Below are 23,627 nucleotides of genomic sequence, written 5' to 3'. Positions count from 1 at the left end.
AGCTCTGGGAGCAATTGGCTAGTCCGCGGCAGACGGGGCGAGGTCAGTCGCTCCCGTGTTCGGCATCGGCGTGGCCCTCGGTTCTGGCAGCGTCTGGGTGCGACTTGTCGTAAGGCTCTCCCGCGAGCCACAGGCAGGTCTGTTGGCTTTCGGAGGCCAGCGCGCGAATGGACTCGTCATCGGCACCGTCGCTGAGCGTGCTCACCGGGGCGCCGGCGTTGACGACACTGAGGTCGGCCTCGAAGGCGCCCAGCAGCACGCCAAGGCTTAGGAGCTTCGACCCGTGAGTGCTGGGAACGATGACTGGTTGTCCCAGAGGCCGCAACGCGCGCTTGTACCGATCGCTGATCGTCATCAGGACCTTGTACAGGTCGAACGGGTTGGAGCCGTCGGCGTAGATGAACTTCTGAGCATCGACGTTGAGGGTCTCGAAGAGAAACTCACCGTACTCGGCGACTAGCGAGTCGCCCCGGCGCGGGTCAGGGGCTGGAAACGGCACCACCGGACAGATGTCGTGCGGGGTGAATGCGGTCCAGATCGCCTCCATCTGCGCCAGGCGGCCCTTCCCGAGGACAGGAAGCCAGATACGGGTGCCCGGCTGAAGTTCCTGCAAGGAGCCATGCTTGTTGAAACCCGGGAGGAACTGGGGGGCTAGCGTGCCCGAGTCGAGGATCAGGTCGTCCAGGTGGTGGCTCTCTGCGGCGACCACCTGCAGTTGAAGGTCGGTTGTTCGTTCGACGAGCCAGGCTCGAATGAGGGCGAAGAAGATCGCTGACGGGAGCGACGAGATGTCCACCACCACGTGAGGGGTGAGCCACTCGCGTTGCTCGCGAAGCTTCCGCACTAGCCAGACTCCGTGGAACCGCGTGTCCTTGGCTTCCGGGTTCGGCTGGATGATCTCGAGTTCCAAGGAGCAGCTTGCCGCGATCTCCCTTGCCCGTGCCTCGTTGCTCTTCTGGAACGCCGATTCGCGGCTGGCGCCGCCCGAGGTCGCCTTCGGAACGATGGCAAGGACCCGCGAACCGGGCGGGAGTAGCGGTGCTGCAGTCTCGAAAGCCACCGTTGCCCGCGGGTCGAACCCGAGCCCCATCACGTATAGGGACGGGGTTCCCGGGCGAACGGCGGCCTTCAGAATCTCCTCGAAGCCGAAGCCGTAGCGTTGGTCAGACCGTCCGAGGACGTGGTCGTCCCACCGCCGGTGCGGGGCTGCCGCAGGGGTGTCAGTCATTGAAGAGGCCCTCGTCTAGCGGTTCGTCCGGTTCGTCGGTGGTGGAGCTGGCCGAGCCGTTCTTCATCCAGCTCGCTACTTCGTGAAGGCTTCGCGTTCGGTAGCCGCCCTTGCCTAGCGGCAGGTTCCAGATCGGGCAGAGGAGACGGTTTATGTAGAAGACGACCCGACGCTCGGCTCGGGCCCCTCGAGGCGCGTCCTCCAGCTTCGTGAGGTAGTCGTTGGCGACCGCGTCAGCCAGTGCCCTAAGCAGTTCCTCACCACCTGGAACCACTGCACGTGTCGCTGGATCAATGAGCTGCTTCAGGTCCCGCATGGTCAACGCGAACCCGCTGATCCCCGGCGCGTACGAGGTGGGTCGGTCCTCGTTCATTCGAGCGGCGAACTTCCCCGCCGCAGTCAGCAGCGTTTGAACGTTACGGCCTTCTTCTAGGCGCGCTGGAATTTCCCGCCACAGGCGGTCGCTGGACGCTTTGACTGTCCGATGCTGCTCCCGGGGGGTAGGCGCCGGCGACTTCCGCGCGGTTGCCGCTCCAGTTAAGACCACGTCGAAAAGATCCGCTCCAACCCGTAGAAGTTGGGAAACGTTGTGGTTCGCCAGCAGCAGGAAGTCGCGTTGTCCGTAGTAGACCGGCACCTGCTTGGGGTACTCACGCCCTAGTGCTACCTGCGCGGCCTCCCGGACCGTGCTTCCTAGCCGCCGGTCGAGCTCCTCAACTGCCAGGGGCATCCCCAAGAACAGCTCAGCTTGTTGCTTGCGTTGCTCGGCCTCGATCAGCGAGATAGTTGCCCGGGCATCCGTCACACGCTCACGGTCCGACTTGCCGGTTACCAGTGCGTCTGCGGAGATGTGCCGGATCCAGTCGTCGAACCGCGCGTCGTCGACCTCTGCGAGACGCTTGAGGACGTCGGCCTCGACACTGCTCCAGTCGGGGTGCTCCTGCTCATCCAGGAGCTGGAGGAACTCGGTGCTGGTATCAGCGAAGTTGTGGAGGTCAGTTGCAGCACGCTTGCGGGCGACACTCCTCAGCATGCGCTCGTATGCGCTGTAGGCAGCGGGGCTGCCGGCGCCGAGATCGATGACCTCGACATCGCGTCCCCGTTCAGCATTCGCGCGGGCCGGCAGGGAGGTTCCCAGGTCCTCGCCGAGGAGCTGCTCCGGGTTGAGGACCTCAACCCTTTCAGCGATCCAGACTCCGCGGGTCAGGGCTCGGCTCTCGATGAGGCCCATGATCTGGCGGCGCTGGGTTGGACGCAGCCGGTGAAGGTCATCGAGGAAGGTGACAACGCGTAGCCCGGAATCCACGCCGTCGTAGTGAATCGACGCGCTTTCCAGCAGCCGGAAACTTAGGAAGTCGTTGGTGTAGTTAGCGGTTGCGTCCCAGTCGAAAGGGCTGAGGTCGAACAGAAGACTTCTCACGACTGTCTCGATCCCCAGTGCCCACTCAAGAACCTCAGAACTGGTTATGCGGGCGTCATCATCGCTGTGCATCTCACGCAGCACGGCCGTCAGATCGGGGCGCCCCTCCGGGATGGCGAACGAGACTTCCGGGTCTGGGCCGACGTCGTTTAGAGCCGTCGCCATCACTCTCGCGGACTCGACGTGGGCGGCCAGGACGCGCGCGTCCACGAGACGTTTAAAGATCCGCTCGGCAGCCTCGTCCGGGGCACCGATGTCAAGAATTGAGGAGAAGTCCCGTTCCAGGTTCACCAAGGCGCCGGACACTGTGGGTGAGCCGACCGTGTCGAGGACCCCTATGTCAGTGAGGTGCTGGGCCAGCGCTTCGTAATCGTTTGGACGGCGTACCACCTCGACCAACCAGTGAGCCGACAGAATCTGCATGAGACTCGTCTTGCCGGTGCCAGGCACAGACCTGAGTACGACGGGCATGTCAAAATGGCGGCTCTGGATGCTGTCCAGGACCTCCGCGGCAAAGTTGTTGCAGAAGGCCGAGGTCCTGCCCCGGTTGAATTCGGCAGCCCGGATACGGAACGAATTCGGGAGCGAGGTCATCGATCTGCCTTGTGGCGCTCGTGCCGGGGAAACAACGGACTGAACTTCTTGGTGGAGTTCGGGTCGTCGGCCGTGTTCTCCCACAGCACTCCGACGCTGTTGTTCGGGGTGTTGTGGCTCAAAACCAGCGGGAGCCGGGAGTCGCGGAAACCCAAGGCCGCCGAGGGCGATGCTGCGTCGGCCTTAATCTTGTCATCGACGACCGGGTCGTGATGCGCACGGCAGAGGTCTGCGAATGTGGAATCAGTGGCCACAAGATGCGAGTTCGGAATGACCTGGACCACCGACAGTTCCCAGTCGTTGAAGCCTGCCTTAGCTAGCTGATCCCGCAGGGAGTCCTCTGCCTTCGCGCTGGCGGTGTAGATGACGACGTCGACGGTGTAGTCCGCAGCGGCGATGCCCGCCGCGACGAGCTGGTCGAGGGATTTTCTCACATGGAACAACTTGCCGGACCACGTGCCATCCTTGCCCTGGCGCAGCGCGGTGAAGCCGCTGCCGGTGAAGTCGTCGATCAGCACGAAGTGGCAGAAGGTCCCCTCGGCGTCGGAGCCAACATCCTCAAGCCATTTCACCAGGTCCTTGCGGAACCCTTGGGCAACACGGGACGGCGGCTCGGCGGTCACGCAGAACTGGTCGTGCACGAGCGCCGGGTTCGCGCGGCGGAACTGGTCAAGGCGTGCGCCGTCCGCAAGTCCGAGGAACATCGTGCGCCTCTGGAGCACCCGAAACTCGAGCGACTCCAAGACAGTGGTGATCCGCCACGGATCCACCCTCAGTTCCGCAGCGGCACGGCGAATGAGATTCGGGCGGACCAGGTCGGGGTAGGCCAGGGACAAAGCGTGCTGAATCTCGCTATCGCTGAGAAACACGAGCTTGTTCCGGATGAAGTCGATTGCGACATCGCGTTCCGCTTCATCGAACTGCTCGAGCCAGATAGACAGCGTCTCCAGGAACTTGATGCCGGCGCCGTAGCCCCCATAACTGTCGAACTTATAGTCCGACATGTGCTTCAGCGGTCGCATCCGACGGACAAGTTCATCAGTCTCGTCCGGGCCGAGGTGCATGACCGCCGCGAAGAGCTCATCGGCGAGAGCGTGCTTCATGCGGCCATCCAGAGCACACTGCAGTCTGTTCTAACGCGCAGCTCAGGTACCGACACTCGAACTCCTGGCTTTCGGGGGTCTTGCGGTAATGGGCAACCATTACAGCGCATGCGACCGACCTTACGAGGAGTTCGCGACTTTCAAGTACCGAATTGCTTCGGGTGGCGTCCTCGGTGCGGCGGCCGTGGAGAGTCCGTCATTGGGCCGAGGAAGCCGGGCGGTGCTTAGGCTTCCTCGAGATGTGGCGAAGGAAGACGCGCAGCTCGCGTGCCACGAGGATCGTGGCGCTGTGGAAGAGCCCAGATCTTTCATTAGGAGTGCGTCATCCCGCCGCGAGACTGCCGCCCAGCACTTGGCTGGCGCTTATATATCTCCCAGCCCAGCCCAGCCCAGCCCAGCCCAGCCCGGCTCCGCTGGTGGGAGTCAGCGCTCGACCGAGTCCCGTGCCCGGTGGTACTCAGCGACACCGCTGCCGAGAAGGAGGATGGCGCCACCGAATAGGACGACGCTGATCAGGTCTCCGAGCAGTTCCCGGACGTCTCTACCTGCGGCTCCAAGTGCACCGCGAGAGCGGTGGTGAGGATTAGTAGAACGATGCCGGAGCTCACAGTCCGCAACTGGATAGTGGCGGCGGCGTACTCGCCGTCGCTCAGGTCATCGGCGATGCTTACAACTGCCCGCATCAGGAGAGTCAGCACCGTGACAGTGGTGACGACGCTAGCCATCGGGATTACGTCCCGACCTGTAGATCCGTCGCTCATGCGCGCAAGGCCCCCAATGGAGAGAAAGCACAAGAGCGCAACCGTCGTCCACACGAGAATGGTCGTGCCTGTGCGGAGGAGCCGGGACCGGGTACCAGTCTTTGCGGACATGTAGACAGTATCCCTGCCTGATTTCCTACCGCCCGGACGAGCGTCATGCCGCCGCGTGTCGGGGACGTCAGACGTGCCGACGAGCGACCCTCCCACCCGGAACGAGCGCTCGCTTGCTTGCGTCCAAGGGCGAAACGGATGGAGGGGGCGGAGACATGAACAGGCTCGCGATTTCTGTCGTGTCCCTCGTTCTTCTCTGGCTGATCGTCGGCGCATTCGCCGCCTTCGGGAGATCTGGCGGCGGGTACTGCGCTGATGCGGTGGACTACGCGCAGATGGTTGCCTGGGGACCGCTGGGGTACGTGCCAGTCCTTGAGTTCCTACCGGGTGCGTGCGATCAACCCACTCAGCCCACCATCCGACATAGCCGAAGCCGCGTCTATCTGCCGCCTTGCCCGTCAAGTCAGCGGGCTGGCGTTCTGGGCAACGATTGCCCGCCTCCCGAACACATGGGGTCTAGCGCCTGGGCGTCTCGGCACCGAGCCCATCGGGCACCAGGCGTGCAGCGGGCGGGCTCTCGACACTTCGACGTTCGAAAGCTAGGCGTCAGCTTCTGACGCCGCCGCGACTCTGCACGTCGGATCACACGGACCTGCTGATGTAGGTGCCGTAATGCCTCTGAGGGTGGGGCCCTGCGCGATCAGCTGTTCCAACTCATCGCGTATGCCACCTAGTTGGCGGCCTCGTACTGCTCGATGACAGAAGCTGACACCCGACCCCGATCCGACACCTCGATCCCCTGTTCGCGTGCCCATTCACGAACCTTTGTTAGATCCCTGCGGGAAGCGTCCGAACGGGGGGACTTCCGGCGCGAGGAGGCACTCGTACGCGCGGGGACCTTCGTCGCATGGTCTATATACGGCCGAAGCGCCTTCTCCATGGCCGCGGCATTCTTCTTGCCCAGATCGATAACATAGTCGACGCCAGCGAAGGAGAAGGCGACCTCCGTCGCATCTTTAGATCCGTCGATGTCGTCAGTGATATGGGTAACCGTCGTCTTCGCCATTCGTAGATCGTCTCGCCAAGCGCATCTTGTGTCCAATTTAGGTAAGACTTCTCGACGGGTCTGCTGCGTCAGGCGTCGCCGACCCCGACCGCATCTGCGTCGAATCACAACATCGAACTGCGCAATCTCAGCCTCAAACCGCGTTCGTAGCCGGGGCAACATGACGGAGGGACTTGCGCCGCCACCCTGGGACGTTGATGTGAATCAGGTTGACGGACCGGACCTGCAGTCGCCGCATGACCGTGTCGCGGCGAAGCTGAGTTGAAACGCCTACCAGAGTCCATGCAGTCTCGAGAGCCAGCCATCACTGGACCGCGCTGGCCGGCCGACAACGGCAAGGTGGCTCGTCGGGTCAAGTCGCAGGCCAGCTCTTGGCCCGACGAGCCGTCGGAGCCGCTCGCCATCCAGCCGGCTCCTTCGGGCCCCGGCAGACGACCACAGGGGGTGGGACGACTCCTTGAGCGGCAGGATGGCAGCGCACGTGGATGTTACGCAGCGGTTGTGTTTGACATCACATGGCAGTGCCCCGCCTCCCGTTGGAGAGGCGGGGCTGCTTGGCCTGCATGTCGATTCCCCTCGGATGCGCACCCCCACGGTCACATCCGCATCGACTTCCCTGTGGCCGCAAGGATAGTGGTCTGCCTCGTGGTATCAAGCCGATAAAGGGCGGTCGTTACCAAACGGTGCGATGCCGTGGGCTTGTTGTGGAGGAGGTCGCGGGATTTCGCCCGCGGCCACAAAAGGCGGAACTCGCAACGGACCGCGCGCCACATGCGAACAGAACGTGTCCTGGTTGCGACCTTCGTGAACTAAGCCACCTGGCCGGGTCCCGTGGGCGCGATGGTGAGGCGCAATATCCGATCCCCTGGATGGAGGGCCTCGTGCAGTTGGCGATCGCTCTCAGGTCAACTCTCGGCAGGCATGTCGGCAGCGACGTCGGCTATGAGATCGGTCAAGTCTTTCCGCCGGAATGGCTTGGCCAGAACACTCGTGATCCCAAGTTCCTGCAGCGTTCCGCGTCTCTCGCCGGCCCAAGCAGATACAACCACGGTGCGCATGCCCTCGGTTCGGTCGGGATGCGCGTGAAGCCAGCGCACGACATCCTCACCACTCATGCGCGGCATAGAAAGATCGAGCAGCATGACGTCGTACCGATGCGCAGACAGCGCGACTGTTGCCTCGACCCCGTCCGCGGCCGTCTCAGCCACGTGTCCCTCGCGCTCGACCACCCGAACCATCAACTCGCGCATGTCCGCAGTGTCGTCAACGATCAGGAAGCGCAACTGCCTCATCATTTCGAATTCCTTCATCGGATTGCTCCTCCACGGCGAACAGCGGCCCGAGCGGGCAAGTTGCCGGTTGCTTCGGCCATCGAGCGACCTCAAGCTTCCTGTGGGTTTCCGATATCTGGACATGACCGGCGTTCCCGGCAAGGCATTTCAAGACGAAGCCGAGGCCCTGTCGAACGCTAAGGCGTACTGGCTAGTCACTTGATGTGACGCCGGTCACGCTCTGGATCGTCCGAAAAGATCGGCGGTCTAGGCATGGGTTCGCCGCGAAAAGGCCGCCAGAGAAAGATCGGCTCGGAAGATGCTGATGTCGCCGGAAATCCGCCTTCTCGAGAACTGAGACCGCAAGCGGCGACGACGATGGCGGCCATGTCCGGCATGTAAGTGATTGAGGGCTGCAGCGGGTGGGAACATTTCGGCGTTTGACTGCGCGGCCAACATGCACGGCGCGCCAACTGGCTTGCCCTTGCCGAAGCGTCCGAACCCCTCGGATCTGCCTCTCGCGTGTGGTGGGACATGCCTCGGGCCGTTTCGGAGCCCCATCCACGTGCGTCCATCCGGCTCCCCTTTGTTGTCAACTGGTGGTCTGGGGTGCCTTCGTCGGCCGGGTCTTCCTGAGGGTCGTCGACGGTTGTAGCGTCGGTTGCGCGAGGACCGCAAGGCGCACGGGACCGCCGTTCGAGAAGTGCCCTGCTCTACCGCGAGCTAGCCGTGTCGCGCGTGGACAGTCGTCTCGAAGTAGTCACGCAGAACGTCCAGCCCGGCTTCGACCTCGTTTTGAAGAACGCCCATGAAGGTCGCGCCTTCCTCGGCACCATCCGGCACATCGACCCCGGTTTCGCGCAGATGCTGTGCCACGACTGCGATTCCAATTGCGGGTTCAATAGCAAGCCCCAATTCGTCAGGATCGCTCCACAAGTTCCACCCCCTGTCCGAACCATCTGGGCATCGTGTGCAGTGAACCATGACTTGCGGTGCACCCCAATCCGATTCATACGGTCCGCCGGCCAGTTCGATGTCGTGCCCCTCGATGTTCCACACGGCATCCACTATAGGCGAGAGCATGGACACGTCAGCTGCACTCAACTAGGCGCCAACATCGGCTCTGAACCGACCAACGGATCGGTCCCTATGCTTACCTGGTCGGCTCGTTTGACGGGCAACAGATGGTCATGACGGATCCAGCGCCTGCCGTCATGCATCTCGTTCGGGAGGCGACCCCGCATGGCGCGGCCGTTGACGGCATTTCTGGTCACGCCCATGATGGCAGCGGCTTGGTCTGTGGTGAGCCAGTCGTGGGTGGCGTCCGGGGGGAAACGATTGAGGCCGGCCGTTCATCTTGTCACCGTAAAGAGACCCGTTGCGACATTTTTCCTGTCCATCCACCTAATGCGCACGTCCGCGTCGTCTAACGCGAAGCCTAATTCCAGCAGTGGTGCCTCCACTCGGTTGAATACTGTCAGTTCCAGATATCTGTCAGGTTTGTGTCGTAGGCGAACCAGAAGGCGGGTGTTGTCCACATGCCCGTGAGCTCTCCTGAGTTGTTAACCTCGGGGGATGACACCGATCGCCCTCGAGCGACGCTGCGATCGCTCGGGACCTTTTTGCACCCCTCGATGGTTTGAGGTGGGTGCTGCATTGTGGCGGACCGGTTAAGTCCCGAGGATTAGTGGGCACTACGGCAGGTCTTGTTTGCTCGCAGGTCACCATCCGAAGTCTTCATCGGCGGTGGCCAAATGGTTGCGCGCCGTCTCGCCGATGCTTTGACCCGCCTTTGCCCACTCTTCGGCATGAGCGACAACCGTTGTCGGAGAGAAGCCTGCCCGGATAGCGGCAAGGAGGTCGCAATCTGGGATCTTGTACTGCTTGACCAGTTCCTCCCACTTAATCGCTTCGGCCGTCGAGCATCTTCCCTCGTAGGTCCGGACGCGGTCGACTGGCACCCGCGCAACGACCCACTCGACAACGTTGAAGTCTGGCCAGTTCCACCATCCGGTCGATTCGGCGATGACGACGTAAGGCAGGGCTTCCTCGGGGCTGAAGCCGGCATGGTGCAGCCGTAGGGCGTCGAACGGTTCTAGAAGCAGGGCTCGGAACTTGAGCGCAGCCTCGTCGGGGATCGGGATGTGCGCCCAGTCCTCTGATTCATCCTCGGTTCCGGGCTTGAGCGTGTAGTCCCAGTTGCCGCGATGCACTTTGACGAGCCGGTTCCAATCGTGCAATAGGTCCTGCGGGTTCGCCAGTGTGCCTGCCCCCGAGAACTTCTCGACGCGTTCGCGCGCAGCCTTTGCGGCGAGCGCCGAAAAGCCGGAACACCTTGTTTGGGCGTCTTCGATGACGTCAGTCACATCGCAGCCTTCCCATGCCGCGACCTGGAGGATCGCTGCAATGGCAGCCGAGTAGTCGTCGGGATCACGGTGATCGTCGAATCCTGCTGGCACAGGCACGTCCGTGCGCCTGAGCCACCACTGCTCGATCGAGAGCAGCGCCAAGCCGTGCACAAGGTCACCAGCCAAGTACGTCTCTTCATCGCACACGTAGGTCTCGCACGCGTCCCAACCGGCATCGTCGAGTTCCCAGTAGAAGGGCGTTCCGGTGGCGGCCGTACCGGGGTCGGTGCCGACCTCCGTCGTGGGGTTCGAGGCGGGGCAGTGGTCGAGAGGTTCGTGTGTCATATGTAGTTCATCGGCGCGATCGCGACGTGGTGTACCTCTTCGACCAAGCTTTTTTGAGATGGCTGATCAAGCTGGTCGACACACGTGCCGATGACGTGCTCGAGTCCCGCACTCTGGTCTTGACCGTCCCGGCGGTAGGCGCGGCATCCAGCGTCCACCGCCGGGACGGTGCGGACGAGGGGGGTCCCACTAAGGGCGTAGCCCGCGTCTTAGGGGCCGCCTTGCCGCACGGCGCTGATGACACCAGAACTTCCGGCTGCGTGGCCGCGTCGAGCGGAGGCCTGGCGAAGCCGTGCCGGGCGGCAGGCGTGGGCGTGGGCGGCTTCTGCTGACCCGTGGGTCAGCGGCAAGAAGTTTTCGCCGATCGGGTTCAGGAATACCGCAGGTCGCCGATGAATGCAGGGTCACCGGTCATCTGCTGAAGGAAAGTCATGAATGCCGAGCAAGTCGAGTCGCAGCAATCCCTCGAGCCCAGGGCACTAAGAGCGCGGTACATCGACATGCTCACTGACGGGGTGTCGCCGGACCGATTGAAGGAGGGCGGTGACAAGGCCGTCGATCATGCGTTGATGGCCACGGCACTCAGCGCGGTGTGTAGCGGAATGGGAGAACAAGACTGGCTGGCGCTCGTTCTTGACCCCAAGAGAAGGTTGGGGCAGCAGGCAAAGTTCGCCAAGGGGCACTCGCGCACGGCCCTGGCCTACCGTCGCTACCTCTCGAAGGTGTGGCAACGCGCCACCGAACAGGCTCGCCCAGCGGCGCTCCATGATCGGGATCGGTACCGGGAGGAAGCGCGCCGTCTGGTGGCCCGTTGGGATGATGCGCTCCCGCGCCTGCTGGAGGAGGCTCACGAGATTGACGCCATGATCATCGCCGCGTTGTTGGACCGGATGGTGGAGGTGGGCTCGCCGCGCGTGGCATTCGCCCGCAGGCCATTCCAAGAAGCCACGGGGGTCTCGGAACGGCGTTTTCGTACCCGGCTGGCGGCTCTGGAACGCGCGGGTGTGGTGCGACTGGAGGCGAGGGGGAAGTCAGGCGGCCCCCGAGCGCGCCAGAGGCTCGCCAATGTTTACAGCCTGAGTGGTCCAGAGCGGTTGTTCGACCGAGCGGGCTCCGACTAGCGAGGCCGGCGTGGGCGGTCTAAGTCCGTCGACGGCTCCGAGTGTGGGGCGGGCGTTGAGCCAAAGTCACGCGGTGGCCCATTTGCCAGCTGCATCGAACCTGCACCCGGGTGAAGCACGCACCAAGGCCGGATCGATGTGATTGTGTGGTGACTCGTGCGTGAATCCGCTCATGGCGGAGCTTCCCCAGCAACAGTGCCAAGCTGTTCCCGCCGTCTGGGGTACCTATCGGCAGGTGCGAAGCCAACGGGGAGGCAGGTATCCCGCTGTTTGTTGCGGTGCGCAAGCGGGCGTGACGGAGCTCCCACCTGACTATCTGTGCCGTTGGGGTCCTCGGCGCGAGTCGTTGATGTACAGACGACAGCTACTGCTCCGGGTCAGCTATTTGGCCGGCGATGTGCTCCTGGAGCACATCGATGCCCGTGCTGACGTCATCTCCCAGCGCAGCCAGGAAGATCGCGTCCTCGACGATCTTCGTGGGGATCCGCGCGGCTAGGTCAGGCGCGAGATGGTCAGCGATCGCGCAAAGCACCTGCTGATGGGGGACGTGTGGAGGATGCAGTGCGTCGACGTACTCCTCCGAGTAGAAGATCAGCACCTTGCCGGGTTGGGTGACGAGTTAACCGGCCCCAGTTAATGCGGTGGAGTGACCTGCCAGCTCGCAGTACACATTCGACACTTCGCGGGCTTCCAGTGACATGCAGCGGACATTGAACAGTGGATCGGCCTGCACTCTGCCGCCCTCGCCTACGTCGGGTGCCATTAGGCCCTCGTGGAGCCCCCGACATCACGGCTCGGATGCTCAGGCGGTCGCCCCACGATGCGCGGTCAGAAGGGCTGCCTCGGTTGCGAACGATGTGCTGGCTCTGCCTGCGTAGTAGCGCCGCGAGACGTCTTCGGAGTGTCCGGCCCAGTCTGATGCGAGGTATGGGGTGATGCCGGAGTCGAGCCAGAATGTAATGGCAGCCTTGCGGAGAATGCTGGGCGTCATGGATGCGAGTTGGGGTTTCGCAGAGCCGCGGAAGACCTTCTCGCAGGCAGGTTTCCAGTACGTGTCAGTGAGGTTGTGCCAGTCCAGGCCAGCGCTTCCGGTGGCGCTGGTCCACGTGCGGTCGGCCGAGGCATAGCCACGTTCGAAGTGGGTCTTGAGAGCGTCCGCCACGGCTGCAAGCGCAGGAACCGAGCGCGCGTCCTCGTCAGCGCGGTGCTTCAGAGGGCGGACCTGCCTGCCGCGAATGCCTTCTCTTGGGTCGTAGATGGCGGCTTCGGTCTTCTTGAACCAGAAGACGACAGGCGCCGAATCCCATTCGATCCATTCGGGCCGATGGGCGGCGAGTTCGCCCGGCCTCGGCGCGAGCGTTCCACCACAAAGGACCAAGGACCGGAACCGTTCCCCGGCAGGTCGTCCGTCGCTTCCAAGGGGACCGAGTTCAGCGATTGCGTCCGCGAGGTCAAACACTTCATCGATGGAGGGCACCACGCGATCGCTCATGCGTGCCTGTTTTGGTTTGGGGGCGCGCTTAGATGTGCCCACGAGTGGGTTCCGCGGGATCCGCTCGCTGTTGTAGGCAGCGCGCAGGATCATCGCGAGGGTGATGTAGAACCCCCGGACGGTCGCTTCTGATGCTCGTTCCTCAAGCAGATCCACGTCCTCGGAGCCCACCTCGTATGCCTTCGCAATGCGTCGACGGTTGACGGCTGCAGTAGTTCCGTTCATCCGCTTTCGTGCAGCGATGGCGGCTAGGACGTCGTCGGCAACGATGTCCTTGAGGCGGATGGAGTCGCCAACGCTGACGCCCAGTGTGGGTCGTACGCGCGGGTCGCCAGCCGTGTAGCGGAGAAGTCCAATTGCGGTCTGGTAGTTGTGTCGGTGACTGATCCGGTTCTTATGAGACCAGTCGGTCTTTGCTGCGGGATACCAGATGTCGTCGCAGTAGTCGGCGAACGACATGTCGCCGCCAGTCGTGTCATCGACGGGGCCGTCGGCCACGTGAGCGACCTGCGCTGTCGGATCGATCGGCCAACCGCGATCGTCAGCGGGCCAACCCATCAGGCGTGCCTTGTCGAGGTGATCTCGCCAGCTAGTGGCGTGACCCTTCTGTCGGAAGGTCCGCTTGCGCTCGGCGCCGTTGACGCGCCAGCGCACGAACCAGCGAACGCTGCGCCGGTCGCTTCCTTGTACGTGCGTTCCGTCGGGCAGTTTGCCCTGGAGGTTGTACACGCCCCACGTTGTGCTCATTGGATCTCCTTGGTGTCTAGCCAGACTCGGACGTCATCGGGGCGGAACCGGATCTGGCCGTTGATGCGCAGCATCCGTGGCACCAGTCCCGTCGCGGGCCCCCTAGTCACCCACTTGCGCACCGTGTGCGGACTGACGCCAATCCATGCCGCCAGAGCGTCGATTGAAAGAAGGTGTTCGTCCGTCGCCCGTGTCGTTGGCGTGGTTGGTTCGGCGTTCATGTCCTGACGTATCGGCGTGATTCGTCATCGCAGTACCGAAGCGCCTGATCGTTGCTTGGCAGCCATGGTGAAGCGGGTGCGGCATGTCAGTCGGTTGACCTGAACGCAGCAGCCAACGCGTCCTGAAGTGTTGCGTGCTCAGTGACGGAGCGGACGTCCGTCTGCTTCACCTTCAGGACGCACTGCGGCTGCCTCAGCGCCGCGTTAAGAGGCGGGTCCATGTAGAACGCGAACCAGTCGCCCCCGTCGTCGGAGGTCAACATCAACAGGGATGCCTCCAGCGCGGGCGGCAGACCGGGAGGTGCAACCTCCTTGTACTGGAGGGCGAACCACTTCGATGGCGGTGGGGCCGGCTTGGAGTCGGACGCGATGCCCTTCGGCATGCCGTCCAGCAAGATCTCGTTCCGATCGGCGCTCCACGACAACGCCGCAGGTCGCTTGCGCTCCCTCATCGTGAGGCCACGCGTGGCGGGACAGATTTGAGCCGGCGGGAACTCCTCGTAGGCCGCAACCGTGGGTGCGTGGTGTTCCCACCATCCATGCTGCCAGTCCTGGCCTAAGCAGGTGTTGCAGCGGTGGCACAGAAGGCCCCGAATCAGCCCAGTGTCGTCGTCGTGGTCGACGTGCACGAACCGTGCTCTTGTGACGACCGGCAGGCCCGTCGAGCAGATCGCGCACCGTCCGCGTTGCCACAAGAACAGCGAGTGCATCACGGTGTTGCTGTAGGACCACGACTCGGGCGAGGGGACCTCGGTCGGCGCGAGCAGAGAGTTGAAGCGCCGAGGCCGGCTTTGGCGGCCGAGCCCCGCGGTCGCGGCGCAGCGTTGCCCTGGCGGGTCAGCAAGAAACCGGGGTAGTCCGCGGACCGCCTTGCCGTCGGCCGTGGCCCTGAGGGTCCTGTACCGGCGCGAGCACCTCGCGCACACGAGGCCCAGGAGTAGATCGTCGTCGACCCACTGCCTGAAGGAACATGCGACCACTCGGTCCGTGCCCGGTCCCTCGCTGCTCCACCGCACGCGCTCCGAGCAGATGGCGCACTTGCCCTTCTGCTCGCCCAACAGACCGTGGAGCGGCCCGTCGTAGTGAGGCCATCCCTCGGGAACCTGAAAGGAATAGCGGGGAGGAGGCGACTGCTGAGCGTTGCTCATGTCGCCCCCGCTGGATTCGGTCATGCTCATGATTGGCCCTCTCGAGCTCCGCCAGTCGCCGCACCGTGCGACCGCGCAACAGTACCATCTATAGATGGTAATAGAGTGAGTGAAACTGCGACTTGTCAGGTCTGGACGGTCAGAGCCGGCGGGTAGGGAGTCGTAGAACAGCACCTGCGCTGACCGTGCGTGCACCCAACGAGTCCCGGTTGTGGCCTTCGGAACCGCGCAAGCCCTCGCGCTGTTGGGATAGCGAGTAGTGCTGCGCCGCGTTCCGGTGGTCGATGACCGTCATCGGTCGCGACCGCCCGGCCCCAGCGAACGGCTGCGCGCAATAGCGTGATCCCATGTGGAAGACGAACGAGGACGCACACGAGATAGACACGCTTTGCAGAAACCTGCGCCTCCTGCGCGAAGCGAAGGCGATGAGCCAAGCCGAGTTGGGTCAAGCGGCGGGTATCTCCCGCAATCACTATCAACTGCTCGAGGCGGGACGGGCGGCCAGTGGCGGGCTCGCCAATCCAAGGCTCAAGACCCTGCGAGATTTGGCCCGCGTCCTCGGCGTCCGAACGGGATCGCTCATTCTGGCGCCTGTCGTTCACAGCGTCTGGCGCTGGTGCGAAACGAGCTCTCCGCTGACCGACGACATCCAAAGCCGACTGCTAGGCGAACTGCGAGACTCGTCCGCGGCACAGATAGAGGGGCAGGGCGCCGCTTTCGTGGGAACCAAACCCGGTTCCTTGACCCTAGGTGTGGCCGTCCAGGCCCCCGATGGCCTCTCGGCGACGGTCCTAGCTGAGCCGATCGTGCTCCGTGCCATCACGACTGCCGAGCTGAGCATCAGCTTGCTGCCCGACGTCGAGGTCGCTGTTGGTCTTGAGGGGCTTGCAAGCGAAGGCGAGTTCTAACCGCCGAGTCCTGATACCATCTATACATGGCAGTTGGCTCTGAAGGAGACCTTGCGGTGCGAGAGGGCGATTGTTCGATCGCGCAGGCGGCCGAAATTGCAGGCGTCTCACGGGACACCATCAAGCGGCGCCTCAACCAAGGCGCGTTTCCTGGAGCTTTCCGAGGCCACGGCGGTGGACCAGGCGGGCCCTGGCGCATCCCGATCAGCGATATGCACGACGCCGGACTCGTGCGTCAGTCCTCCGATGCGGCCGCTGACATGGCCCAGCTCGGAGATCACGAGTGCCGCATACAACTCGCCGTAGCTCGAGCCGAGATCCGGCTATTGAACGCTCACTTAGCCGATCTTCGTCGCCTGTTGGTTTCCAATGCCCGCACCTCATGACCGGCACCCCTTAGTAGGCGAGCGAGTTGTCGTTAGCCGAGCCACAAGTCATGGAAGTTCGAGTTCGCGCGTCACCTGACTGGCCTCGGAACCCCTCCCAGTTCGCGCGGTGTCCGAACAGGGTTCAGGAGCGTCGCGGACGGCATTGTTGGTCCTCGACTGTTGTGTGCTTGGACTTGTCATGCGCGTCGACTCGTCTTCGAGGTGCACCGACTCGACAGGGCAAACCGACGATGGAAGGGAAGAGTCACACCGTGTACGCCGACCAGTCGCTCTGCCAGTCCTCGCCTTCCAGGCCACATAGTTGGTCCCCCCGGGTGTGGCTGTCAGGAGGTGACGGGGACCCCGAATTGGCGAAGGTGGCATTCGAAACGTGTGTGGGCGGCGGCGATGAAGTCGCGCAGCGAGTCGGGGTTCTGAATGTCGGCGAGGGGCCAGAGAGCACGGTCGGCGGCGACCAGTTGGTGTCGGGCGCGGAGGTTGTCTCCGACAATGGCCAGTAGCAGGGCGTCGGCCATGTAGGTGCCGTAGGTGCAGCCGCGTTCGTAGTTGGGGTCGAGGTGGGTGTGACCGCATGCGGGACAGGGGACACCGGCGGTCGGCGCCGGTGAGGCTGCAGCCGTTGGAGTGGCCTCGGTGGGGGTGACCGATGCGTGGTGGGTGTGAGGAGCGGGGTGACCAGAAGGGAGGTGGACGATCACTGCATGCTTAAGGGAGTCGGGGATGGCGTCCCATGCTTCTTCGTTAGTCATGTCCTCCTTGTAACCGGTGAGGAGGCTGAGGAGGTGTGCAGCGTCGTCGCGGATGTTGGCGGTGTCCATGTGTGCGGCTCTTTCTGTGGTGCGGCGGGGTTGGTTGGGTTGTGTCGTTGGATATCGGCGGGTTTGGGTGGGTGGTGACCAGGTCGACCAACCCGGGCTGGGGCACCACGCCTGGGACGTAGCCAGCGCACGACGCGCCGACCGTTGCCGTAGCTATCGGCATGATTTGCACGGATGCGATACCGGGCTGCCGCGAGACGAAGCAATAGGTGCAGTCGCCGGGCGAGCGAGCTCGTGGTGCGTGCCGCGGCCCGCTCCGGCGTCCGCGTCCGCCGGTATGACAACCGATAAGCAGCGCACGCGACTGAGGTTGCGCCTGCTTCTGCAATGGGCGTGACGACCGGAGCGCGCGCCTCAATTCAGCTTGCTGTCATTCGTGAAGCACCCACTCGAACTGAGCTCGTGGGTCTATATCGGGACAGTCGTACCGCCTGCCGCTCCTTCCGCTGCAGCGGTTCGATGGTCCACACTGTCGACACGTGGGCGGGTTGGTCCGCGAGTGATCAGGTGGACCAGCCCGCTTGCAAGGGCTGAGGCTTCGGCCGCGGCGCGGCCCGCCCCCTTCGCCCTGCCGGTCCTTTGCCATTGAGGCCGTGCTCGTAAGTCGGAGTCCGCCCTCCAGGACTCTCTTCCGTCGGACCGTTGGCAGGCCGAGCGAGCTAGCTAGGGGCCGGTAGGTCTTCTCACCGGTTTGCTGTGGACCTGCAGTCAAGGTGTGGCGAAACGTGCCGATAGACGGGAAATGAGATCCACATGCACTCGGAAGCGGCTGTCGCTCGCAAGTAGGGCTGTGCGCGCCCCCGCGGCCGCCTACGATCCTGTGACCCGCGATGGAGGTCTGCTTGCAAGCGAGCCTGCAAGAAGCGCGTTCGCTGCACTAGTGCAGGTCGTAGACCCGGCCCTGGCCTGCGGTTTTGTCCGCTCACTCGTGTTCGCCTACATCTATGAGGGAACAATACGCAGTGACTGTACGAAGTTCAGGGGTTCGGTCCCACGTTGCGTAATTGCAGGTCAGAAGGGGTGCGTACCGCGTAAGACGGCTTGCTTACTCCGGGGCGGTTCTTATGCCGCGACGCTCGAAACCTGCAAACTTGCAGGCTGCTACTGGGGCAGTTTGGTGCAAGCACCCCATCTTCTTCGGCGCGGAACCACGCCCGCCTCTGGCTCCAACCTGCGGGTTCCTGTTGCAGTTTGCGGCAACCTGCCCCAAACAGTGCTGCCCAGGTCAGGCGTCGTCCGATGAGGGGATTGGCCAAGGGCGTGCATCGAACGGGAGGGACCTACAGGGTGCAGCGAGAACGACGAGGCCACTCGGTCCGGGCGTCGTTCAAGACACTCGCCGAAGCGAACGCGTACGCGCTGGCTCTCGACGCGGCGTGGGCGGCGGGCGCGCCGACACCATCAGTGTACGAATTCCAGGCGGCATTTACGCAGCCCGGTGCTCGGCGGATTCCGGACGAGGATGCTCCAACGCGGCTCGACGACCTAGTAGAGCGCGCGATCGTCGCCCACCAAGCCAACAAGCACCTTGATAGTGACGGCGTACCGAAGAAGCAGCGCGCCCAGTGGCGCAAGCATGGTCCGTTCTTCGGCAACCCCGACGTCCGAAATCTGACTCGTGAACGGGTCCACGACTTCGCCGACCACTTGTACGCCAACCGCCTCGAGCGGTCTACGGCGAACGAGCACCTGCGTCTAGTACGCATGGCCTGCGATATGGCTATGGAACTGAAATTGACTCCCACGAACGTCGCGCGAGGCGTGGTTGGCTGCCATCAGGACAACCCGCGTACGCAAAGGGACCGCGTGCAACCTCGCCCCCTTACGCCGACTGAGGTCAAGACTCTCGCGGCCCAGTTCCCAGCATGGCTGCGCCTGGGAGTCCTGCTCATGTACGTCGCGTGTCTGCGGATCAGCGAGGTGTTCGGCCTTGAATTGCGTGACTGGGATCCGGTAACGCAGACGCTCAGTGTCCGACGACAGGGCGGTCTCGGAAAGAATGAGGGCAAGCGCGATCCCTACCGTGCTGGTGAAGCAGACGGGAGGCTCAAGACAAAGAGCAGCCGTCGAAGGATCCCGGTCGCATCAGCGCTTGCTGAAGTCATCGATCAACACATCGAGGCCCAGCACGGTCCCCGACCCCTAACGGCTGACTTGGAACTCGCTTGGCTCAAGCGGCGGATGATCAGCACCGCCGAACTTCCGAAGCCTCGTCAAGGAGTCATCACAGACCGATGGGAGGAGGCCCTCCATGATGTCGGCCTTGACTTCGACAGCGTCGGATTCAAGATTGGACGCCACTTCCTTCGTAAGGCCGGCTCCACCGTCATCGGTATCGGGGATATCCGAGGCAAGCTGTGGAGCAGCTACCTCGGACACGAAACCCCGGCAGAGTTTGGCGGGTCCTTGACCACTGTTCGCCACTACTTCGACCTCCCGGACGAAGAACTAGTCGCAGTGGCCGAGCGCTGGGAACAGGTCATCCGTGAGGATGTTGGTGACCTCATCATCTCCGAAGAGATGGCGAACACTCCTCACATGACGCGGCAGGAAGCGGCACTCGTTCTCGGGGTGCACCAGACACAGGTGGCGTGGCTGATCAAACAAGGCCACCTGCTTCTTGCGCCCAACCACGAGGTCACGGACCTGCGCCGGAAGGCGGGGACAAGGAAGTTCAAAAAGCGGATCATGGTCTCCGGTCCGAGCGTCCACGCTGAAATGGAGCGTCGTCAGCGGTGGGCTTCGCGGCTCACGGAGAAGGACGTCGCCCGGGAGCTCGGGACGTCCCATCACAACGTAGGGTGCCTGCGAGAGCGGGGATTGTTGACGGCAGAGCGAGGGCGCGACAATGTGTGGTCGTTTGACACCGACTCTGTTCAAGCTGTCGCGGAGGCGCTCAGCAAAGAGCGAGAGGAGGCCGAACTGTATATGGCGGTTGGCGAAGCCGCTCGACGCTTTGGCCTGGCCGTTTATCAGTTCGAGAAGGTCTTTCTAGAAAGGGTGCGAGGACGGACGCTTCTCGTCACGCGGCAGCGGCAGTACCTCAGAAGCGATGTCGAGGCACTTGTCACGAAGCGCGTCGGCTAAACACCGTGGGTTTTACTAGTGCGCTGGCCGCAAGGCGCTCGAAGCAGCCTGGACTGGTCCCATCACGTCGCATCGCGCCTCGTTTGGCGGAGTCGTTTGCGTGAACCCCCGGTTCACTTCCGCGCGGCACGCCGGGATGAGCCCGATGGGCTTGGAGCTGGGAGTCGGCCCAACGAGGGCGCCTCCTTGCGGATTCCGAAAAAAATGGACTGCGCTTTTTCGTTATGTGAAGAACCTTCGCGTACTTCACGCGCGAAGATGACGCAGCAGCTGTGGACGTGCCTATAGCACGCCAACGGAGCAGATTGAGCGTGAGGTCCGCATGGCCGGCTTCCTCTCAGTGGTTCGCCGCTGCGGAGGAGCGAACAATGTCCCGGCCACGCCGTCAAGACCAGCTGCGTCGAAGCAGCAGGGAGAGTGAATGATGGAGACCATCAAACAACACCCACATATGGTGACGCCGGTCATTGAGGCTCGGTCGGTCGGAACCAGAGTGTTGCGCTCTGAAGACCCTCAACTGCTTCGTGGACGGGCCGAATTCATCGCGGACATAAATTTGCCCCGACAACTGCATGTCGCGTTCATACGTAGTCCTGTGGCTCACGCACGCATCACGCATCTCGATCTCTCGGCGGTGCGGGACTGCGAGGGCGTTTACCTTGCCTGGTCGGGCGTGGACGTCGCGCCGTTCTGTGAAGGATTGCCCGTCGAGTCTGCCATGGAGGGTTTCGTCCCTACCACCATGCCGCTACTGGCCACGACCGAAGTGCTGTACGTCGGCGAGCCGCTTGCCGTCGTGGTGGCCGAGTCGCGCTATGCCGCGGAGGACGCCTGCGAGCTGGTCGACTGGGACTTCGAGGCGTTACCAGCAGTGACCGACGCCGATGCCGCGGTGGCGATGGGCGCTGTCGCCAACCCGCAACTCCCCGACAACGTGGGGCTTCGGGGCGGCGCAACTTTCGGGGACATCGCTGGCGCGTTCGAGCAGGCTGACAAGGTCGTCCAAGGACGCTTCTACACCTGCCGAGTCTCGGCAGCGCCAATGGAGACACGCGGCGTCATCGCCGACTACGATTGGGCCTCGAAGTCGCTACGCCTCTGGTCCAACACGCAGATGCCTCACCTGCTGCAGTCCATGATCTCCGCGCATCTCGGGTTCGGCGAGCACGAGGTTGAGATCATCACGCCCGATACCGGCGGGGGGTTCGGCCAAAAAGCGCACGTATATCCCGAAGAGATGTTGCTGCCGCTCCTCGCTCGAGAATTGGACCGTCCCGTCAAGTGGATCGAGGATCGGCGGGAGAACCTGATGGCAGGAGCACATGCGCACGAGCAGTATGTAGATATCGCCTACGCCCTCGACCGCGACGGCCGAATCGTTGGTGTCCGGACTCACGCGCTCGGCGATGGCGGCGCCTACCACATGCCGCCGTGGTCAATGGTCATCGAACCTTGGTGCGCAACGGTGATGACGCCGACGGGTATCTATGACGCGCCAGCTGTTGAGTACACCTACACCGCGGTGGCAACCAACAAGACACCTGTGGGCGCGTACCGCGGCGTGGGGTACATGGCTGGCACCCTCGCCAGGGAATGCCTTGCCGACGACGCTGCCCGCGCGCTTGGCATGTCACCATTCGAATTCAGGCGCCGCAACGTCGTCAGCACGTTTCCATGGACCAATCCCCAAGGGATCGTCTACGAGGAGGGCAGCTGGCTGGAGTCCATCGACGTGCTTGAGCGAATGGTGGACTACCCAGCCTTCCTGCGTCGACAAGCTGAGTCGCGTGAGGAAGGCCGATACTTGGGTTTAGGGCTCAGTTTCTTCGTCGAGAGCAGCGGCGAAAGCACAGCAGGGAGCCATGCGCACGGTTCAAAGACCGTCTATCACGACACCGCGACCGTTCGGCTGAACCCCACCGGCACTGCCAATGTAACCATTGGGCTCTCCGCACAGGGGCAAGGGCTCGCCACCACCATGGCCCAGATGGCAGCTGACACCCTTGGCATCAAGGTGCAGGACGTGAGCGTGCAGACCGCCCGCTCCACGTTGCACGCCTACGGATCCGGGACCATCGGTAGTCGGGGAGCAGTGATAGCTGGTGGTGCCGTAGCCCGTGCCGCCGGCGTGATCCGAGAAAAAGTGTGCGCCGTCGCTGCGAATCTCCTAGAGGCCTCGCCCGACGATATTGAGATAGTCGACGGAGTGGCACTAGTGAAGGGCGTCGCTGACGTCTCCGTGTCTGTTTCCGACGTAGCGGCTTCCATCTATTTCGACATGAGCGCTTGGCCCGAGGGCTTCGAGCCGTCCCTCGAAGCGACTCAGGCCTACGACCCAGCAAGGGCGATGTTCAGCAACGGGGCGCACGCAATCTTGGTGGAGATCGATGCCGAAACCGGTTTCGTGAAGTTCGAGAAGGTTTACTCGGTGGAGGACTGCGGTACCGTCATCAACCCGAATATCGTCGAGGGTCAGATTCGAGGCGGCGTTGTCCAAGGCATCGGCGCTTCTGTGTTCGAGGAGCTCGTTTACGACGCTTCCGGTCAGCTGCTGACCACCACGTTTCTCGACTACGGGCTGCCCACTATGGACGTCGCACCTCCATTCGAGATATCCCACCTCGAAACACGCTCGAAGCACACGCCTTCGGGAGTCAAAGGAATGGGGGAGTCTGGGTTGATTGCCGCCCCCGCCGCAGTGCTCAATGCGGTGAACGACGCGCTAAGTCCGTTCGGCGTGGTGCTGCGTAGCCTTCCCTTGACACCCGAAAAGGTGCTGGCGGCGATGGCTGGTGGTACGGGGATGCTGGGGACAGGGGCGCCGACTGCGATTCAAGCCGATGGCTCGGGTGGGCGTGCCTAGCTGCAACTCAATCACGATGGCGCGAGACTCCTGTAACCATGCGCTGACCGTCCCGACTGGGTGCGGGACCCGTTCGGTACAAACTCGGACGAGTGCATGAAGTAGTGGAACAACGCGTTGATGGCCTCGGCTGACGTCAAGCGTTCCGCGCATGGCCGAATCGAACCCGATCGCCTACGCGCGTGGGTTCTTGTGTGGCGTGATGCGTGCACAATTATCGAAGCTGGCCGAGTGGGGTGTTGAGACGAGTCGTGTCCCGAAAAGCGCGTACGCGCAACGGTCGACGTCCGGGATTCTTCCCCGTTGACGAAGATTTGAGATGACGATAGATAGCCAGGCAACGCCGCGGCCGGATGGTGCCGGCCTATGCCGCTCCGCGACGGACAGCCCAGAAGGCGACCGTCTGCGAGGCGCGCTTCTACCCAGGCTCCACCCGATGCGGCGGGCACAGCGTCTTCGCCGCCGCAGGGGGCATGGTCGACCACAACTTACCGACACCGGCGATAGACGAAGAAAAGTGTACAACATCCGTAAATAACCCTGAGGCTCGTGCGTGGCAGTGTTCTCACAACACGCCGACGCGAAAAGTGACGCAAGAACGCGCGAGCAGCGCTGCACGGGAGCACGGCCGTGCGAGTTCCAACAC

The 23,627-nt window shown here is 63.1% G+C and carries 18 protein-coding genes; 5 read left to right on the top strand and 13 right to left on the bottom strand.

What is annotated here, in order from left to right; genetic code table 11:
* Positions 1 to 43 precede the first annotated feature (43 nt).
* The 8 genes from EUA94_RS18020 to EUA94_RS17985 all read right to left on the bottom strand — a co-directional run bounded on the left by EUA94_RS18020 (position 44) and on the right by EUA94_RS17985 (position 10,187).
* Positions 44 to 1,228 (bottom strand): hypothetical protein, encoded by a 1,185-nt coding sequence (locus tag EUA94_RS18020; RefSeq protein WP_129428280.1) that lies wholly within the window; start codon positions 1,226 to 1,228, stop codon positions 44 to 46.
* Positions 1,221 to 3,242 carry an ORC-CDC6 family AAA ATPase gene (locus tag EUA94_RS18015; protein WP_129428279.1) on the bottom strand — a complete coding sequence of 674 codons (2,022 nt, stop codon included), beginning with the start codon at positions 3,240 to 3,242 and terminating at the stop codon, positions 1,221 to 1,223. Before EUA94_RS18015 ends, EUA94_RS18020 begins: the two co-directional genes overlap by 8 nt.
* Entirely contained in the window at positions 3,239 to 4,345 is a 1,107-nt protein-coding gene (locus EUA94_RS18010) for a phosphoribosyltransferase-like protein (RefSeq protein ID WP_129428278.1), read from the bottom strand. Before EUA94_RS18010 ends, EUA94_RS18015 begins: the two co-directional genes overlap by 4 nt.
* Before the next feature lie 512 nt (positions 4,346 to 4,857).
* Positions 4,858 to 5,217, bottom strand: coding sequence for a hypothetical protein (locus EUA94_RS18005; protein WP_129428277.1), 360 nt, complete (start codon positions 5,215 to 5,217; stop codon positions 4,858 to 4,860).
* 670 nt (positions 5,218 to 5,887) lie between these two features.
* The gene (locus EUA94_RS18000) at positions 5,888 to 6,223 is read right to left on the bottom strand and encodes a histone-like nucleoid-structuring protein Lsr2 (RefSeq protein WP_165357006.1); all 336 of its coding nucleotides are present in this window, start codon (positions 6,221 to 6,223) and stop codon (positions 5,888 to 5,890) included.
* 905 nt (positions 6,224 to 7,128) lie between these two features.
* Complete coding sequence (locus tag EUA94_RS17995; RefSeq protein ID WP_165357004.1) at positions 7,129 to 7,533, bottom strand: response regulator; 405 nt, start codon at positions 7,531 to 7,533, stop codon at positions 7,129 to 7,131.
* Between the two features lie 684 nt (positions 7,534 to 8,217).
* A complete protein-coding gene (locus EUA94_RS17990) occupies positions 8,218 to 8,553 on the bottom strand; it encodes a hypothetical protein (protein ID WP_129428274.1) in 336 nt (111 codons plus the stop codon).
* Between the two features lie 662 nt (positions 8,554 to 9,215).
* Positions 9,216 to 10,187 carry a hypothetical protein gene (locus tag EUA94_RS17985; RefSeq protein ID WP_129428273.1) on the bottom strand — a complete coding sequence of 324 codons (972 nt, stop codon included), beginning with the start codon at positions 10,185 to 10,187 and terminating at the stop codon, positions 9,216 to 9,218.
* Positions 10,188 to 10,618: 431 nt separating this feature from the next.
* Between EUA94_RS17985 and EUA94_RS17980 the strand changes: the two genes are divergently transcribed.
* Positions 10,619 to 11,308 carry a hypothetical protein gene (locus EUA94_RS17980; RefSeq protein ID WP_129428272.1) on the top strand — a complete coding sequence of 230 codons (690 nt, stop codon included), beginning with the start codon at positions 10,619 to 10,621 and terminating at the stop codon, positions 11,306 to 11,308.
* 364 nt (positions 11,309 to 11,672) lie between these two features.
* Here EUA94_RS17980 and EUA94_RS17975 read toward each other — a convergent pair whose 3' ends face one another.
* From EUA94_RS17975 to EUA94_RS17960, 4 genes are all read right to left on the bottom strand, one after another.
* Entirely contained in the window at positions 11,673 to 11,906 is a 234-nt protein-coding gene (locus EUA94_RS17975; protein ID WP_129428271.1) for a hypothetical protein, read from the bottom strand.
* A 204-nt stretch (positions 11,907 to 12,110) separates the two neighbouring features.
* Positions 12,111 to 13,529: a hypothetical protein gene (locus tag EUA94_RS17970; protein WP_129428270.1), complete on the bottom strand. Its 1,419-nt coding sequence runs from the start codon at positions 13,527 to 13,529 to the stop codon at positions 12,111 to 12,113.
* Positions 13,530 to 13,543: 14 nt separating this feature from the next.
* Positions 13,544 to 13,768: a helix-turn-helix domain-containing protein gene (locus EUA94_RS23175; protein WP_129428269.1), complete on the bottom strand. Its 225-nt coding sequence runs from the start codon at positions 13,766 to 13,768 to the stop codon at positions 13,544 to 13,546.
* 86 nt (positions 13,769 to 13,854) lie between these two features.
* A complete protein-coding gene (locus tag EUA94_RS17960) occupies positions 13,855 to 14,946 on the bottom strand; it encodes an endonuclease domain-containing protein (RefSeq protein ID WP_129428268.1) in 1,092 nt (363 codons plus the stop codon).
* Between the two features lie 317 nt (positions 14,947 to 15,263).
* Between EUA94_RS17960 and EUA94_RS17955 the strand changes: the two genes are divergently transcribed.
* Positions 15,264 to 15,824, top strand: a complete 561-nt coding sequence (locus EUA94_RS17955) for a helix-turn-helix transcriptional regulator (RefSeq protein WP_129428267.1) — start codon at positions 15,264 to 15,266, stop codon at positions 15,822 to 15,824.
* 26 nt (positions 15,825 to 15,850) lie between these two features.
* Positions 15,851 to 16,210 (top strand): helix-turn-helix domain-containing protein, encoded by a 360-nt coding sequence (locus EUA94_RS23170; RefSeq protein WP_129428266.1) that lies wholly within the window; start codon positions 15,851 to 15,853, stop codon positions 16,208 to 16,210.
* A 326-nt stretch (positions 16,211 to 16,536) separates the two neighbouring features.
* On the opposite strand, the gene EUA94_RS17945 is transcribed toward EUA94_RS23170, so the two are convergent.
* Positions 16,537 to 17,031, bottom strand: a complete 495-nt coding sequence (locus EUA94_RS17945) for a hypothetical protein (protein WP_129428265.1) — start codon at positions 17,029 to 17,031, stop codon at positions 16,537 to 16,539.
* A gap of 1,239 nt (positions 17,032 to 18,270) precedes the next feature.
* On the opposite strand from EUA94_RS17945, the gene EUA94_RS17940 reads away from it, so the two are divergent.
* Both EUA94_RS17940 and EUA94_RS17935 read left to right on the top strand, forming a co-directional pair.
* On the top strand, positions 18,271 to 20,118 hold the full coding sequence (locus EUA94_RS17940; RefSeq protein ID WP_129428264.1) for a tyrosine-type recombinase/integrase: 1,848 nt from the start codon (positions 18,271 to 18,273) through the stop codon (positions 20,116 to 20,118).
* Positions 20,119 to 20,539: 421 nt separating this feature from the next.
* Positions 20,540 to 22,981, top strand: a complete 2,442-nt coding sequence (locus EUA94_RS17935; RefSeq protein WP_242494949.1) for a xanthine dehydrogenase family protein molybdopterin-binding subunit — start codon at positions 20,540 to 20,542, stop codon at positions 22,979 to 22,981.
* The last annotated feature ends 646 nt before the right edge of the window (positions 22,982 to 23,627 follow it).

Source organism: Nocardioides zhouii, from assembly GCF_004137345.1.
GTDB lineage: Bacteria > Actinomycetota > Actinomycetes > Propionibacteriales > Nocardioidaceae > Nocardioides > Nocardioides zhouii.
The sequence above is the reverse complement of the archived record's forward strand: the minus strand, read 5'-3'. Positions and strand labels throughout refer to the sequence as shown.

Bases quoted from the DNA above. Each gene is read 5' to 3' on its own strand.
- EUA94_RS17955 (WP_129428267.1), top strand. From the start codon at position 15,264: ATGTGGAAGACGAACGAGGACGCACACGAGATAGACACGCTTTGCAGA.
- EUA94_RS18010 (WP_129428278.1), bottom strand. From the start codon at position 4,345: ATGAAGCACGCTCTCGCCGATGAGCTCTTCGCGGCGGTCATGCACCTC.
- EUA94_RS17940 (WP_129428264.1), top strand. From the start codon at position 18,271: ATGAGGGGATTGGCCAAGGGCGTGCATCGAACGGGAGGGACCTACAGG.
- EUA94_RS17980 (WP_129428272.1), top strand. From the start codon at position 10,619: ATGAATGCCGAGCAAGTCGAGTCGCAGCAATCCCTCGAGCCCAGGGCA.
- EUA94_RS18020 (WP_129428280.1), bottom strand. From the start codon at position 1,228: ATGACTGACACCCCTGCGGCAGCCCCGCACCGGCGGTGGGACGACCAC.
- EUA94_RS17985 (WP_129428273.1), bottom strand. From the start codon at position 10,187: ATGACACACGAACCTCTCGACCACTGCCCCGCCTCGAACCCCACGACG.
- EUA94_RS23175 (WP_129428269.1), bottom strand. From the start codon at position 13,768: ATGAACGCCGAACCAACCACGCCAACGACACGGGCGACGGACGAACAC.
- EUA94_RS18015 (WP_129428279.1), bottom strand. From the start codon at position 3,242: ATGACCTCGCTCCCGAATTCGTTCCGTATCCGGGCTGCCGAATTCAAC.
- EUA94_RS17945 (WP_129428265.1), bottom strand. From the start codon at position 17,031: ATGGACACCGCCAACATCCGCGACGACGCTGCACACCTCCTCAGCCTC.
- EUA94_RS17935 (WP_242494949.1), top strand. From the start codon at position 20,540: ATGATGGAGACCATCAAACAACACCCACATATGGTGACGCCGGTCATT.
- EUA94_RS18000 (WP_165357006.1), bottom strand. From the start codon at position 6,223: ATGGCGAAGACGACGGTTACCCATATCACTGACGACATCGACGGATCT.
- EUA94_RS17960 (WP_129428268.1), bottom strand. From the start codon at position 14,946: ATGAGCATGACCGAATCCAGCGGGGGCGACATGAGCAACGCTCAGCAG.
- EUA94_RS17995 (WP_165357004.1), bottom strand. From the start codon at position 7,533: ATGAAGGAATTCGAAATGATGAGGCAGTTGCGCTTCCTGATCGTTGAC.
- EUA94_RS18005 (WP_129428277.1), bottom strand. From the start codon at position 5,217: ATGTCCGCAAAGACTGGTACCCGGTCCCGGCTCCTCCGCACAGGCACG.
- EUA94_RS23170 (WP_129428266.1), top strand. From the start codon at position 15,851: ATGGCAGTTGGCTCTGAAGGAGACCTTGCGGTGCGAGAGGGCGATTGT.